The organism is Neorhizobium sp. DAR64860/K0K1 (assembly GCF_050500205.1).
In the GTDB taxonomy this organism is placed as follows: domain Bacteria; phylum Pseudomonadota; class Alphaproteobacteria; order Rhizobiales; family Rhizobiaceae; genus Neorhizobium; species Neorhizobium soli.
Genome location: NZ_CP191459.1, coordinates 367019 through 381509 on the forward strand (window position 1 = coordinate 367019; position 14491 = coordinate 381509).

The 14491-nt window shown below is 62.4% G+C and carries 16 protein-coding genes; 8 read left to right on the top strand and 8 right to left on the bottom strand.

Features of this window, described 5'->3' with window-relative positions:
* Nucleotides 1–18 precede the first annotated feature (18 nt).
* Nucleotides 19–1275, top strand: a complete 1257-nt coding sequence (locus ACQY1J_RS06355) for a DUF763 domain-containing protein (protein ID WP_430250978.1) — start codon at nt 19–21, stop codon at nt 1273–1275.
* A 75-nt stretch (nt 1276–1350) separates the two neighbouring features.
* Nucleotides 1351–1815 (top strand): L-alanine exporter AlaE, encoded by a 465-nt coding sequence (gene alaE, locus ACQY1J_RS06360; RefSeq protein ID WP_430250979.1) that lies wholly within the window; start codon nt 1351–1353, stop codon nt 1813–1815.
* Between the two features lie 51 nt (nt 1816–1866).
* Here the strand turns inward: alaE and ACQY1J_RS06365 are convergent, their stop codons facing one another.
* A complete protein-coding gene (locus ACQY1J_RS06365; protein WP_062581917.1) occupies nt 1867–2928 on the bottom strand; it encodes an SDR family oxidoreductase in 1062 nt (353 codons plus the stop codon).
* A gap of 108 nt (nt 2929–3036) precedes the next feature.
* Here ACQY1J_RS06365 and ACQY1J_RS06370 point away from each other — a divergent pair, with 108 nt between their 5' ends.
* Complete coding sequence (locus tag ACQY1J_RS06370; RefSeq protein ID WP_062581919.1) at nt 3037–3414, top strand: winged helix-turn-helix transcriptional regulator; 378 nt, start codon at nt 3037–3039, stop codon at nt 3412–3414.
* A gap of 78 nt (nt 3415–3492) precedes the next feature.
* A complete protein-coding gene (locus ACQY1J_RS06375; RefSeq protein ID WP_092659522.1) occupies nt 3493–3798 on the top strand; it encodes a hypothetical protein in 306 nt (101 codons plus the stop codon).
* Between the two features lie 32 nt (nt 3799–3830).
* Here the strand turns inward: ACQY1J_RS06375 and ACQY1J_RS06380 are convergent, their stop codons facing one another.
* Both ACQY1J_RS06380 and ACQY1J_RS06385 read right to left on the bottom strand, forming a co-directional pair.
* Entirely contained in the window at nt 3831–5033 is a 1203-nt protein-coding gene (locus ACQY1J_RS06380) for a pyridoxal phosphate-dependent aminotransferase (RefSeq protein ID WP_430250980.1), read from the bottom strand.
* 89 nt (nt 5034–5122) lie between these two features.
* Nucleotides 5123–6487, bottom strand: a complete 1365-nt coding sequence (locus ACQY1J_RS06385; RefSeq protein WP_430250981.1) for an LLM class flavin-dependent oxidoreductase — start codon at nt 6485–6487, stop codon at nt 5123–5125.
* 95 nt (nt 6488–6582) lie between these two features.
* Between ACQY1J_RS06385 and ACQY1J_RS06390 the strand changes: the two genes are divergently transcribed.
* Nucleotides 6583–7137 (top strand): helix-turn-helix domain-containing protein, encoded by a 555-nt coding sequence (locus ACQY1J_RS06390; protein WP_430250982.1) that lies wholly within the window; start codon nt 6583–6585, stop codon nt 7135–7137.
* A gap of 142 nt (nt 7138–7279) precedes the next feature.
* Nucleotides 7280–8104 carry a phosphoribosyltransferase gene (locus ACQY1J_RS06395; protein WP_430250983.1) on the top strand — a complete coding sequence of 275 codons (825 nt, stop codon included), beginning with the start codon at nt 7280–7282 and terminating at the stop codon, nt 8102–8104.
* Here ACQY1J_RS06395 and ACQY1J_RS06400 read toward each other — a convergent pair.
* A complete protein-coding gene (locus ACQY1J_RS06400; protein WP_430250984.1) occupies nt 8101–8874 on the bottom strand; it encodes an endonuclease/exonuclease/phosphatase family protein in 774 nt (257 codons plus the stop codon). The two genes, ACQY1J_RS06395 and ACQY1J_RS06400, sit on opposite strands and share 4 nt — an antisense overlap.
* Before the next feature lie 61 nt (nt 8875–8935).
* Here ACQY1J_RS06400 and ACQY1J_RS06405 point away from each other — a divergent pair, with 61 nt between their 5' ends.
* The gene (locus ACQY1J_RS06405; RefSeq protein ID WP_430242161.1) at nt 8936–9886 is read left to right on the top strand and encodes a UPF0104 family protein; all 951 of its coding nucleotides are present in this window, start codon (nt 8936–8938) and stop codon (nt 9884–9886) included.
* Here ACQY1J_RS06405 and ACQY1J_RS06410 read toward each other — a convergent pair.
* Complete coding sequence (locus ACQY1J_RS06410; RefSeq protein WP_062583051.1) at nt 9857–11395, bottom strand: phospholipase D-like domain-containing protein; 1539 nt, start codon at nt 11393–11395, stop codon at nt 9857–9859. The two genes, ACQY1J_RS06405 and ACQY1J_RS06410, sit on opposite strands and share 30 nt — an antisense overlap.
* Before the next feature lie 153 nt (nt 11396–11548).
* Here ACQY1J_RS06410 and ACQY1J_RS06415 point away from each other — a divergent pair, with 153 nt between their 5' ends.
* Entirely contained in the window at nt 11549–12055 is a 507-nt protein-coding gene (locus ACQY1J_RS06415) for a ferritin-like domain-containing protein (protein WP_062461507.1), read from the top strand.
* 14 nt (nt 12056–12069) lie between these two features.
* On the opposite strand, the gene ACQY1J_RS06420 is transcribed toward ACQY1J_RS06415, so the two are convergent.
* From ACQY1J_RS06420 to ACQY1J_RS06430, 3 genes are all read right to left on the bottom strand, one after another.
* Nucleotides 12070–12291 (bottom strand): hypothetical protein, encoded by a 222-nt coding sequence (locus tag ACQY1J_RS06420; RefSeq protein WP_062461504.1) that lies wholly within the window; start codon nt 12289–12291, stop codon nt 12070–12072.
* A 209-nt stretch (nt 12292–12500) separates the two neighbouring features.
* On the bottom strand, nt 12501–13880 hold the full coding sequence (locus ACQY1J_RS06425; protein WP_430251867.1) for an FAD-containing oxidoreductase: 1380 nt from the start codon (nt 13878–13880) through the stop codon (nt 12501–12503).
* Between the two features lie 13 nt (nt 13881–13893).
* Nucleotides 13894–14370 (bottom strand): DUF4126 family protein, encoded by a 477-nt coding sequence (locus tag ACQY1J_RS06430; RefSeq protein WP_062461499.1) that lies wholly within the window; start codon nt 14368–14370, stop codon nt 13894–13896.
* Between the last annotated feature and the right edge of the window lie 121 nt (nt 14371–14491).

Here is a 14491-nt window from a genome sequence, read left to right on the forward strand (position 1 = left end):
CCGGTTCTATAAGGAACCATGGTTCAAAGAGCAGGCAGCGCCGATCTTCCGCTTCATGGTGGCCGGGTTCCCCGGTGGCTTGGCGACCGCATGACAAAGCTCGGCGCCGTCATCACCGAAGCCATCGTTCTGCATTACGGCCGTGACGAGCTGCTCAGCCGGTTGGCGCATCCGTTCTGGTTTCAATCCTTCGGGGCGGTGATGGGCATGGACTGGCACTCGTCCGGCATCACCACCAGCGTCATCGGCGCGCTCAAACGCGGGCTGACGCCGATGTCTGGCGAACTCGGCATTCACGTCTGCGGTGGTCGCGGCCGCAATTCGCGGCAGACGCCGGATGAGTTGATTGCCATCGGCAACCGCGTCGGCATCGATGGTTTCGCCCTTGCCAAGACTAGCCGGCTCGTCGCCAAGGTGGACAGCGCTGCGGTGCAGGACGGTTTCGATCTCTATCTGCACGGCTTCATCGTCACAGACGATGGCAAATGGGTCGTCGTCCAGCAGGGCATGAACGGCGACCGGAAACAGGCGCGGCGCTATCACTGGCAGTCGCAGGGCCTGAAAAGTTTCGTGGATTCGCCGCATGCGGCGATCGAGGGCCGCGGCCAGGGCGATATCGTCAACCTCGCCGATCACCGGGCACAGGCGTCGCGGAACGGTCAGCTCGATCTTCTCGCATCGCTTGGCCCCGATCGCATCGTGCGCGAGGTGATCGCGATCGATCCGGGCCGGCAGCGCAAGAAGGATCTGGCGCAGCCGATGCTGCCGCATCTGATCATGCCTGATCATCACGACGTCCGCCAGGAAGACGTCAACATGAAGCGCCTGCATGGCACGCTTGCTGCTGCTGCCGATCGTGGGCCGAAGGATTTCGAGGATCTGCTTCTGACGCCCGGCGTCGGCGCCCGCACCGTGTCGGCGCTCGCGATGGTCGCCGAAGTCGTGCACGGCGCGCCCTGCCGGTTTTCTGATCCGGCGCGGTTTTCGCTCGCCCATGGCGGCAAGGACCGGCATCCGTTTCCTGTGCCGATTAGGGTCTATGACGAGACGATCAGGGTGATGAAATCCGCCGTCGGCAAGGCAAGGCTTGGCCGCGACGAGGAAATGCAGGCGCTGCGCCGCCTCGACGACCAGGCCCGCCAGCTCGAAAAATACGTGACCGGCCCGGACCTCAAGGAAATCGTCGCCGGCGAATTTTCCCGCTCGCACGAATGGGGCGGACGGAGTGTGTTCGGTTGGGAGCCGGAGGCAGAAGACGATAAACGGACGGGGTAGTTGCCTGCTGCGATCGTCCCATATGCACCGAAACTGAAGGCGCCTCGTTTCAGTGGGCGCCGGGAGACCAGCAATTTGTTGCATGAAACGGAGACGCGAAGCGCCGGGTGGCGATCGTTCGCGGCCGATACGTTAGCCCTCATCCTGTTCTTCACCACGACCGGCATCATCAACGAGCGGTTCGTTGCAGGAATGAGCTGGGAGCAGGTGTTTGACGCTCGCCTTCTCGGCGCCGTGCTCATGGTTCCTTCGGGACGGCCATACGGTCTCTGGCGAGACTGGGTGATGCGCTTTGCCGGCCCCGGGCGCATGTCGCAGATCCTGTGGGATACGCTCGCGCTCGTCAGCTTCCAGGTGCCCCTCTATGCGGCGATTCTGGCCATCACCGGGGCTGATAGCGCTGAGCTTTTGCGGGGAACACTGGGTGTGATCGTGATCATGCTGGCATCGGGTCGGCCCTACGGAGCCTTCCTCAACTTCATCAGGCGCCGCTTCGGTCTGTCGCCGGGCGGAACGAAGCCAATGTCGCTCAACACGTGAATGCGCCCGGGAAGAACGCCCGGGCACATGATTCTATCGGCGCTCGCTCCCTTACGGGATCAGACGGTTTGCGCGCAGATCTTCGAACAGATCGAAGAAGGCATCGTCGGTCGGCTGGTATTCGAGGAAGCCGAGGCGACGGCTTTTCGACATGTCGGTGACGACTTCGATCGGGCGACCGAGATCGGCGTCCGTATGCCACGGCGAGACGAGCCGGTTCATATCCGGTTCGGCCAGATTGTGGCGTTCGGCAATCTCGCGCCAGATCGCGGCATCCTCGGCCATCTGCTTCTCAAGCGGCTGTACGGTGCCATCGAAGGTGGCGGGTTCCAGCTCGAACCAGGCGGCAATGCGGCTCCACATCCACTTCCAGCGGAAGACATCGCCATTGACGACGTTGAATTCGCCGTTGGCTGCACCCGGTGTCGTGGAAGCCCAGAGGAGATGGCGGGCGAGAAGGTTGGCGCTGGTCATGTCGGTCAGCCCCTCCCACTGCATCTCGACGCCCGGGAAGCGGAAGGGGCGGCCGGTGTGCTTGCAGATGGCAGCGTAGACGGCAAGCGTCGTGCCCATGTTCATGGCATTGCCGACAGCCTTGCCGACAATCGTATGCGGGCGATGGACGCTCCAGGTAAAGCCGTCGCGGGCGGCTGCCGCAAACACTTCGTCTTCCTGGGCGTAGTAGAAATTATCGACCTCGAGCCGGCCCTGTTCCTCGCGGAACGGCGTCTGCGGCAGGGCGCCCTTGCCGTAGTTCTCGAATGGTCCGAGATAATGCTTGAGGCCCGTCACCAGCGCCACATGCTTGACGGAGCCTGCCGGAGACAGCGCGTCGAGGACATTGCGCACCATCGACGAGTTGACGCGGATGTTTTCGGCTTCGGTCGACTGCCGCAGCCAGCTCGAGATGAACACATGCGAGGGATCAAGACCCGCCAGCGCTTTGGAAAGCGAGGCCGGATCGAGAAGATCCGCTGCCACCGGTGTCACGTTGGTCTGCTGCTGCGGTGTGCGCGACAGGCCGAGAACCTGCCAGCCGTCGTCACCCAGAACCTTTGCCGTTGCGCTGCCGACAATGCCGCTTGCGCCCACGATCAATGCTTTTTTTGTCATAATTGCTCCTGTCGTTCTGAGCCTGATCTAGTGTCTTGCGGCAGACTGTGCCAGAAGGCACCCGAATGGGACATAGGCACCCTGACGTAACCAGATGGGAAACAGATCATGCAGCCAGGCTCACCAGACAACGAATGGCGCGAAGACTGCGCACCGCGCCGCGTCCTCGACCTTTTCTCCTCGAAATGGACGAGCATGATCCTGCATGTGCTCGATACGCGGCTGGAGGGCTGTGCGCGGACCGGCGTTCTGCTGCGCAGCCTGCCCGGCATTTCCAAGAAGATGCTGACCCAGACCCTGCGCGACATGGAAGCCTCGGGTCTTGTCATCAGGCGCGTCTATGGCACGGTGCCCCCGGCAGTCGACTATACGCTGACGCCGCTCGGCAAGCGTTTCGTCGAGCTGATCGATCTGCTCTACGGTTGGGGTCGAGACAATGCCGATGCGCTGGACGCGCTCAAAGCGAAGAAGGGCGAGGGAGCCTAGATCAGGGATTGGGCCTCCCAGTTCGGATGGAACGATGGTGGCCGGCCCGTGTTCTCCTTGGAACAAGGGAGACTTGCTATGTCAGACCACAAAGACGTCGACCCCGCAGCCGATACGGCTTCCAAGGAAGCGACCCGGTTCGGCAGCAGCCAGCCCAAGGTGTCCGAACAGTCAAGGGATAGCATCCACCCGGCCGCCGATGCGGCTGAGGATGTACAGGCTGACCACAAGGTCGAGAAGAGCTTTGGTACCGGCGAGGATGGGTCAGTGCGCAAGACGGATGCGGCAACCGTCGAACTCAATCGCGCCCGCAAGGCGGCTGGAGCCGAAGGCTCCGGTGTCCCAAGCGATCATGAGGCCGACGCCGGCGACATCGGCGGCTGAGTCTCTCACCCGCGGTCGCCGCGGGTGAGAGACTACTGGATATGCGGCGGCGCTTCTTCGCGCGCCGCGATCCGGCCGGCGAGTTCGCCGATGCGGCGGATCGCTCCCTCCAGCACATCATCAGGCACCGTCAGCGATATGCGCAGAAAGCCTGCCGCCTGATCGCCGAAGGATGTGCCGGGCATGACTGCCACCTTTTCCTCGCGCAGCAGTTCCCAGGCAAATTCCTCGCCACCGAGGCCTGTTGCCGTCACGTCGAGCAGGATGAACATCCCACCTTCCGGCGTCATCGGCTTGACCAGATTGTTGCCCTTCAGCACAGTTTCGACGATCGCGGCGCGCCTGTGATAATTGGCGCGCATCACGTCGGCTGTCGGGAAGTTTTCAGATAGCGCCATTGCGGTCATGTCGGCAATGAAGGGCTGCACGCCGAACAGCATGATTTCGGACACCGGCAGCAGACGTTCGCAAAATTCCTCCGGGCCGGCTGCCCAGCCGGATCGGAAACCGGGTGCCGCATGCGACTTGGAGATGGACGAGACCACGATCGTGCGCTCCGCCAGTTCCGCCATGTCAAAGGGTGAGGCAAAGCTGGTGCCGTCGAAGATCAGCTGTTCATAAACCTCGTCGCAGATGATCCAGAGATCGTGCTTGCGGCAGATCTCGCCGATCCTTGCGATTTCGGAGGCTGACAGAACGGCACCGGTCGGGTTGTGCGGCGTGTTCAGAAGCAGCACGCGTGCTTCCGGCGTCACGGCCCGTTCCAGATCGTCCGGCTGCATGTGGAATTTCTTCTCCGGCCGCAGCGGCACGGGGATCATATGGGCGCCGGTGGAGGCAATCACGCCTTCATAGGTCGCGTAGAGCGGATCGCCGACCAGCACGCCATCGCCAGCGCCAACCAGACCGGTCATGACGCAGTAAAGCGCGCTCTGGGTGCCTGGAAAGCAGAGGAAGTTCTTTTCCGTCACGCTGCTGCGGCGTTTCGAATATTTCGCAACAAGCGCCTTCAGCGTATCCGGCTCGCCTCTTCCGTTGGAATAGCGGGTGCGGCCGGCATACATGGCGCGCGCGGCTTCATCCAGCAGCGCCTTGTCGGGCACGACGTCAGGCTCGCCGATCGTCAGCTCGACCACGTCCTCCCCCTCGGCCTTCATGCGCCTTGCGGTCAGATGCAGCGCCCAGCGGCCTGAACCGAGATGGGCGAGACGGTCGGTGATCGTGGCATAGCGCATGAATAGGCCTCATGTTCGAGGATTAGGATGGGCCGCCTCTAGCAAATACGCCGCGCCGGAGCAAATGGCGCGGCATGGGTGATCGGCACTCAATCCTTGTTTCCCGTCCGGTAACGACCGCCCACATGCCGGGCCGGCAATCTCGGTGCACCGAACAGTTTTTCGCGCAGCGTGCCCTCGCGATAGCCGGTTTTGTAGACGCCGCGTTCCTGCAGAATGGGGATCACCAGCTCGATCACGTCGTCGAAACATTCCGGCACCACGGTGCGCGACAGGTTGAAGCCGTCGACATCGGCTTTCTCCATCCACTCCTGGAGACGGTCGGCGATCTGCTCGGCAGAGCCCACCATCGGCATCTGGCGGCTGCCGAGAATCATCTGGTCCAGCAGCTTTCGCTTCGTCCATTGCGGTCCGGCGCTGCGGGTCATCGCCTCGACATTGGAGACGATGGCATCGCTCTTGCCGGTCTGGATCGGTTCGTCGAGATCGTAGCGCGCAAAATCGATGCCGAGCGATGCGCTGGCATGCACAAGGGCCGCCTCGGAACTGGCATGGCTGCGAAAATCCTCGAACTTCTCCTGCGCTTCCTTTTCGGTGCGGCCGGTTATGATCGTCGCGCCGACAAACACCTTCAGGTCTTCCGCCATGCGGCCACCGCTGAGCGCACGGGCGCGAATATCGTCGACGAGGTCGCGCACGCCTTCCATCTTCTGGCCGTTGACGAAGACGCATTCGGCATGGGTTGCGGCAAACGCCCGGCCGCGGGTGGAAGAGCCGGCCTGATAGAGAACCGGCGTTCTCTGCGGGGAGGGGGCGGAAAGATGCATCGCGTCCAGCCGGTACTGCCGGCCTTCGTGGCTGATCTTTCGAACCTTGGCCGGGTCGGCGTAGATACCGGCGGCGCGGTCGAACACGACGGCATCGTCGTCCCAGCTGCCTTCCAGCAGCTTGTAGATCACGTCCATATATTCGTCGGCGAGATCGTAGCGATCGTCATGCGCCATCTGCGCGTCGAGCCCGATCGCCTTGGCCGCGCTGTCGAGATAGCCAGTCACGATATTCCAGCCGATGCGGCCACCGGTGAGGTGATCGAGCGTCGACATGCGCCGCGCAAACAGGAAGGGCTGCTCGTAGGTGAGGTTCGCCGTTACCCCGAAGGAAAGGTGCTTCGTCACCGCCGCCATGGCCGGCACCAGCAGCATCGGATCATTCACCGGCACCTGCACGGCGCCCCTCAAGGCCGCGTCCGGGCTTTCGCCGTAGACGTCGTAGACGCCCACCACATCTGCCAGGAAAATCCCGTCGAACAGGCCGGCCTCCAGCCGTTTGGCGTAATCCGTCCAGTAGGCGAGTTCGGTGTAACGGTTGGACTGGTCGCGCGGATGCGTCCACAATCCGTGCTGGATGTGGCTGACACAGTTCATGTCGAAGGCGTTGAATCGGATTTCGCGCAAAGAGCATTCCCCCGCGTTGCAGATCTGGTGCGTCTCTTATAAGTTCCTATCGTCCACTATAGAAGACGATCGTTCGGAGGCAAGCGGATAAGGCCATGGAAGCAGATGTTGGAGATGCCATCGCATCGCGGCTCAGAACCGAGCGCGAGACACGCAAATGGTCGCTTGCGGACCTCGCCGAACGCTCTGGCGTGTCGAAGGCGATGATCAGCAAGATCGAGCGTGGCGAGGCGAGCCCATCGGCCGCCGTGCTTGGCCGGCTGTCCGGCGCCTTCGGCCTGCCGCTGTCGGTGCTTCTGGCACTGGCGGAAGGCGGGGAGGAGCGGCTGCGCGTCCAGTCCGGTCAGCCGGTCTGGACCGATCCCGAGACCGGCTATACCCGCCGGGCACTGTCGCCGCCCAATGCGCCGCTCGAACTGATCGAGGTTCTGCTGCCGCCTGCCGTGCGCGTTCCCTATCCGGCCTCCGCCTTCGCCTTCCAGCATCAGCAGATCTGGCTTCTCGCGGGCGCGCTCGATTTCATCGAAGGCACGGTGCTGTATTCTTTGAAGGAGGGCGATTGTCTCATGCTGGGGCCGCCCGCCGACTGCGTCTTCTTCAATCCCGGTAAGGTCCCGGCGCGTTACGTTGTGGCGCTTTCCCGAAGGTAACGGAGCAGAACGGCAGACGTGAAAAAGGCGCTTCCCGAAGGAAGCGCCAGTTGGGGAGATTGTGACTTTGCCGGTCGCGCTGATGGATGCGACCTACAAGTCCGTGAACACGAACCCCTAGCGGTTTGTTCCCGCAGAAAGTGTGAAATCCTTTTCTTGCCCGGAACGATCCGATATCCTGTCGGTTACACCGCAAGAACGGATCGAAGCCTGGGAGGAGGATGCGATGCTGGGATTGGGTCATTTCTGGAAACGGGTGCAGGCCCGCAAGGCGGAAACGGCAACGCCCGAGTTTGCCGATCGCAGTGATGCCGGCCGGCAGCTGACCGAGGCACTGCAAATCTCACAATCCTTGTCCTCTGTCGCCGGCGATCCCGTGGTGGTCGCCATGCCGCGCGGCGGCGTGCCGGTGGCGTTCGAAGTGGCGCAGCGGCTTGGACTTCATCTCGATCTCTTGATCCTGCGCAGGATCGCTGCCCCCGGCCACCCGGAATTTAACATCGGCGCCGTTGTCGACGCCAAAGAACCAATCGTCCATATCGACGAGGCAAGCGTGCGGCGCTTTCCCCTGCCTCCCGGCTATCTTAACACGGAGCGGCAGCATCAGATCGCCGAGGTCGACCGCCATCACCGGATGTATTTCGGCGAGGATCACGCCGACGAGCACGATCTTGCCGGGCGTCACGTCATACTGATCGATGAGGGGCTTTCCGATGCCGGGTCGATGGAGGTCAGCATCCACGCGCTCAGGCAGCTGGGTGTCGCGATCATTACCCTTGCCGTACCGGTCGCCTCGCAGGACACGCTCGATGCAATCAGGGACAAGGTTGAAGACGTGGTCTGCCTGTCGATCCCGCCAACATTCGGCGATGTGGGTGACCACTACGAGGATTTCCCGGAAACCACCGATCAGGACGTCGTCCGGCTGCTCAAGGAAGCCAGACGGTCGGAGCGGTTGCTCAACTAGATTTCAATCGTCGCCAACAACGGCAAGTGGTCGGATGCCCGCCGCGTCAGCGGTGTTGAGATCACTTCCGCATCGATGACCTTGATGCTGTCGGAAACAAAGATGTGGTCGAGACGAAGCAGCGGAAAGCGGGACGGAAACGTTGCCCGCCAAGGTTTGACAAGCGCCGTCTGCACATCGGTCAGGCGCTTGGCCGCATGCCGGTAGGTCCTCGTGATCGGTGTCGAGTTGAAGTCGCCGATCAGGATGCGCGCCGGGTTTTCCTTCTCGAGGCCGCCGAGCCAGTCCGGGCCCGTCAGCTCCGCCATCTGCGCCATCCGGTCTTTACCGCGGAGTCCGAGATGGGTGTTTAAGACCTGCAGCGGTTTGCCACCGACGTCGATTTCCACCCAGACTGCGCCGCGCTGCTCGCCGATCGAGGAAAGCATGTCGGCCTTGATCACTTTTAGCGGCAGGGATGTCAGAATGGCGTCGCCGTAGCGTTCCTCGGCCACATGCAGCGCCGCGTGAAAATGGTAGTCCATCTCCACCTCGCGGGCGATGATATCGACCTGGTCGACGCCGCCGGTGCGCGAGCGGCCGACATCCAGTTCCTGCAGGCCGATAATATCAGGCTTCAACTCCGAGATGACGTCGGCGATCCGCGCGGGATCGAGCCGTCGATCCGTGCCGATGCAGCTATGCACGTTGTAGCTCAGGATTTTCAGGCGGCGCCGGGAGGAAGTTTGAGGCGAGGTGTTGAAGGGCGGTTTGGGAAGCGCATCGATCATAGCGCGGGAACACCTTGGACAGTCATTTCGTTCCACCCTGCACAGCATGAATGGAGATGGAATGAAGATCTGGCGGCCCCTCATCAAATGTCTTGTGGTTGCCGCGGTCTGCCTTGCCGCACTCCTCGTCTACCGCAGCCTGCAACGCTACACATGGGACGAAATCGAGGAGTCCGTGCTGTCCATCGCCGGCATTCGGTTGGTGGCCGCGTTCGGCTTCGTCATTCTCTCCTATGCCTGCCTTGGCATGTTCGATGCGCTCGGCGTGCGCTATGCGGGCAAGCCGCTTGCCTACCATAAGACGGCACTCGCATCCTTCACAAGCCTGTCGATCGGCCACAATGTCGGCATGGCAGCGCTCAGCAGCGGCGCGGTCCGTTACCGGTTCTACTCCCGCTGGGGCCTTCAGCCTCAGGACATTGCCAAGGTCATCGTGTTTTGCGGCGCGACTGTTGGGTTGGGGCTTGCCACACTGGGCGGCATTGCCATGCTGCTCGATGTCAATGGATCGGACGACTTCTTCGGCCTTGGCAGGGGAGAGAGGGCCGCCATCGGCGTCGCCTGTCTGGCCGTGCCGGCTGCCTATCTACTGCTTTGCGCTTTCGTGCGCCGGCCGTTGCCCGTCCGCTCCTGGCGTTTCACGCCGCCGGATCTGTCGCTCGCGATCGGCCAGATCATCGTCGGCACACTGAATTTCCTCTGTGTCGCCTCCGCGATCCGCCAGCTGCTGCTTGCGTTTACCGATGTCGGATTCCTGCAGGTCGCCAGCGCCTACGTGACCGCCAATCTCGGCGCGCTGGTCAGCCACGTGCCGGGCGGTCTCGGCGTGCTGGAAGCGGTCATGCTGAACCTGTTGCCGGGCACATCGGCGATCGGAGCACTGATCGCCTTCCGCGTCCTCTACTTCTTCGTGCCGCTCGCGATCGGCGTACCGGTGCTGATCGCAAGCGAGGCCTATTACCGGCGTCAGGGAAGTGCCTATTCAGGCCGCGCGGCGGAAGGAAAGGCGTGAAAACAGCTTCCTGATCCCGGACTTGATCTCCGGGATCGGCCAGAACGGCTGTTTCGGATCGACAATGCCGGTGCCGATGAGCGAGGTGATCTCGCCCTTCAGCGTATCCACCTCGAAAGGCCGCAGGCAACGTGGGTTGACGTTCAGAATGTCGATCGCCGCCAGCATCGATCCGGTCTGCTGAATGATGCGGGAGACGTCTTCCTTGTTGGCGCAGAGATGCTCGGCCAGAAGATCGTCGCGCAGGTCGAGGATTGCTTTTTGCGACGCGGCTTCGACGGTCTCGAGCGCGATATCGCATTCCGTATCGAGCCCTTCCGAGCGGTTGTTGAGGTTGGACGAGCCGACCCGCACGAAGCGGTCGTCGACGACGATCAGCTTGGAATGGACGATGATCTCGCGATCGTTGCCATCGGCATCCGGCGTCGTGGCGTAGTAGATCCGCAGCCGGCCGTAGCGATCGGCGCGCTTCAGGCGGCGAATCAGGCGGGTGCGGTTGTTACCCATCATCAGCTTTTCGAGGAAGCCGTGGGATTCGCGCGTCACGATGATGACGATTTCCGGGCCCTGCGCCGCCTTGAGCTTGCGGGCAAGTGTGCGCGCCACGCCGAAGGAGGCGAGATACTGCGTCTCGATATAGAGGTGCCGCTCGGCTGCCTTCAGCGCATCATGGGTAAGCTTGATCGCCTCGCGATGACCGCGGCGACCCTTCCATTTCCAGGGTTCGGTCAGCGCAAGTCCGCTGCGGCAATTGGTGAGATTGGGTTCGAGATCCTGCGGCCAGGCGGCTTCGCCCGCAACCGTGACCGGTTCGAGCTCGATCTTCGTCACCTTTTTCCAGCGCCGGCGCGTCACGTCGCCGATCAGCCGGGCGATATCGCCGGTGACGATCGTCTGCATGTCGTGAACGGGACCATAGGTCGTGCCGTCGGGGGAGGTGCGGGCCGGGTTGATGCAGGCATGCCCACGGTCGTCCCAGCGGCGCGCGGTCAGATCGATGCCGCCGACAAAGGCGGTCCTGTCGTCGACCACGACGATTTTCTGGTGATGGCTGGCACGCAGCGGATGCTCGAAATCGAAGCGCAATTCGATGCGCGGATGGTCGTTCCAGTCCATCTTGCCGAACATCTTCAGGCTCTTGCCGGAATAGACCGGACCCATGCCCCAGACGAGGATGCGGATTTCCAGTTCCGGCTTTTCCTCGACCATGCGGCGCAGCGTAGCACCAAGCGTCGGGCAATCAGGATCGCGCGGACGCAGCTTGATACCAGGGTTGAAGTCCCAGCCGAGGATCATCACGGACCGTTCGGCCTGCTTCAACACGTCGTCCAGGCGCTGGTAGTATTCCTCGCCATCGATCAGGAAGCCGACGCGCTCGGCCTCGGCGCTGCGCCAGACGTTGCGGCCGGGTCGAATGATCGCACGGCCGGATGGCTCCGACCGGCGCCAGGACGAAAGTGCGGAAGAGCCTGTCTGGCTCGGCGAAGTTTTTGAAGAAAAATTAGACACGTCCACCTTTTGACCCCCGTCAATTGCGTGGCCCATTAACGCGCTAAGTTGCTAGATGTTCCAGGGACGCTGGAACATCGCGGACGTTGACGGGTTTACAGTCGTTGCGTACCAAATCGACCCGGGGGAAGACGTAACGAGGAGGACGTGAACATGACGCATGCGCGGGACAATTTCATTACTTGGCTACGCAATGCCCATGCAATGGAGGAACAGGCAGTCACGCTTCTGACAGCGCAGGCACGCCGGATCGAAAGCTACCCGGATCTCAAGGACCGCGTTCTGGAGCATCTCGAGGAAACCCGCGGCCACGTCGCGGCGCTGACCGAGATGCTGGAGAAGTTCGCCGTGACGACGCCGACCTTCAAGGACATGACCGCCAAGCTTGCCGCGACGGCCCAAGGTGTCGGCGGATTGCTGGTCAGCGACGAGGTCATCAAGACGATGACGACTGCCTTCGCATTCGAACACACGGAAATCGCCACCTATAAGGTGCTGATTGCCGCTGCCGACGAACTGGACGAACCGGAAGCCGTCGCCGTCTTCGAACACATCCTGTCCGAGGAAGAAGACATGGCGGAATGGCTGAACGACAATATCGACAGCATCACGCGGATATTCCTGATGCGCGACGAGCGGGATCTCCAGGCGAAGCGGTAGGAGACGCCTCTGCTTCAGTCCTGACTTTTCAGAAGACCTGACAAGTCCAGCCGATGCTGGAGGGCGCCTTCGTCGCAGGCGCCGTGCTGGTAGAGATCGATGATCTCGGCCGCGAGGTTCTTTGCCGCCGTGCTTTCGCCAGACAAGCCGCGTTCGGCGCAGGCGGCATCGAAGACGTGCTGCAGGAAATCCAGTTCCCGCGGTTCCATTGCCGCATTGAATGCAGGTGTATTCATCTGTGGCCTCCCGTCGTGGAATGGATGTTGGGGGAGATCGCTCTGATGTCTTCCCGTCGCCGGCGGCCTTCGATTGTGCCGACGATGGGTGAAGTCTAAGCAAACTCCCCCCCGTTGCAAAGGGAGGGAGAAGGTTAAATTCCTGTAATGACGGGATTGTCAGTGAGCGCGCCGCAGCGCGTGAACGCCCGTCATTCCGGATGGTTTCGTCAGCCTGCCGGCTTCATCGACTGGACCACGGTCGGCCACAGTTCCGAAACGGTGGGGTGGATGGGCACGGCCCAGCGCAGGGCATCATAAGTCGCGCCGGCATTCATCATGTCCAGCACGCCGTGGATCGCCTCGTCGCCGCCGGTGCCGAGAAGGGCGGCGCCCAGGATCTTTTTCGTCTGCGCATCGGCCACGATCTTCATCAGGCCGATCGTCTCGCCCTTTTCCACGGCGCGTCCCACCTGGCTCATCGGCCGCGTGCCGACGAGAACCTTGTGGCCAGCCTTCACCGCCTGGTGTTCGGTCATGCCGACACGGCCGAGCGGCGGGTCGGTATAGAGCGCATACCCGAGCAGACGGTCGGAGACCTCGCGGCTTTCGCCATCGAACAGATTGGCCGCAACGATCTCGAAATCATTGTAGGCGGTGTGGGTAAACGCGCCGCGGCCGTTGCAGTCGCCCATCGCCCAGATGCCCTCGACATTGGTCGACAGATCGTCGCCCACCTCAATGTAGCCGCGCTCATCGAGCGTTACGCCTGCCTTGTCGAGCCCGAGATCGTCGGTGTTGGGACGGCGTCCGACCGCCAGCAGCACGTCGGAGCCGATGACTTCAGGCTCGCCTTCGTCGCAACTGAGACCGACTGCGATACCGTCGTCGGTCTTCCTGAAGCGGATGCAGTCGGCGCCGGTTCTGATAACGATCCCCTCGGCTTCCAGCATCTCATGGATGGAGTGCGAGATCTCCGGGTCCTCCCGGCTGACGATACGGTCCCCGCGCTCCACCACGGTTACCTTGGCGCCGAAGCGGCGATACATCTGCGCATATTCCAGCCCGATATAGCTGCCGCCGATGATCACCAGATGGTCCGGCACCCGGTCCAGCCCGACGATGTCGCTGTTGGTCATGTAGGGGATGTCGTTGACGCCCTCGAAATCGGGAATGGTGGCGCGCGCGCCGACATTGAGAAAGATCTGCGGTGCCGTCAGCAGCTCGTCGCCGACCCGGATCGTGTTAGCGCGCTCAAAGCGCGCATGGCCGCGGATCAGCGTGCAGTGGGGCATCTTCTCCAGCCAGCTTTCGTTGCTGCCGCGGCTGTCCATCGTCACTTTCAACGCCCGCCGCATCACAGCCGGCATGTCGACCGTCACCTCGCCACCGATGCCGATGCCGTAATCAGCGCTGCGGCGGGCAAGATGCGCGGTGTAGGCGCTTGCCACCAGCGTCTTGGTCGGCTTGCAGCCGGTGTTGACGCAGGTGCCGCCCACATGCTTGCGCTCGATGATGGCGACGGTCTTGCCCGCGTCGTTGAAGCGTCCGGCAAGCGATGGCCCGGCCTGGCCGGCGCCGATGATGATCGCGTCGAATGTCTGCATGATGCTCAGATCTCCGTTAGGCGGCCGGCGTTCCCGGCAAAAGCAGGATGACAATCAGGGCTGCGACGACGGCCACGCCGTCCTCGATAAAGGCTGCCGGTGCATCCTTGCCGAAATGGGCGGCAAGCTTTGCCCGCACTGCGGCGCCACCCAGCGTTCCGATCACGGCGCCGATAATGCCGGAGACGAGGCCGGCCAGCCAGTAGCCGTAGGGCATTCCAATCGCAGCACCCGAGAGCGCGCCGGTCAAGATACGTGCACCGAATTGCTGCGGCACCTTGCGGCTTGGCGTCGATGGCAACTGGTCGGTGATGAATTCGACGATGGCGATCAGCGTCAGGATCAGCACGGCCCATTTGGAGCCCATGAAGGCGAGCCAGGTGCCGGAGAGATCGAGCCAGCCGAGACCGGCCGCCCAGCTGACGATCGCCGGTGCCGTCATGGCGCGAAGCCCGGCCACCGCGCCAATGACGAGTGCAAGCATGTAACTCATGATGATTCCCTTTGCCGCCGCCGACGGATGCCGGTGAAAACAAGTCTTCGCAAGTTTTAGTGGAATTCGCCAGTGCCGGATTTTAAGGTGACGACCGAGGACGAGTTGGGAGGAGGAGCCC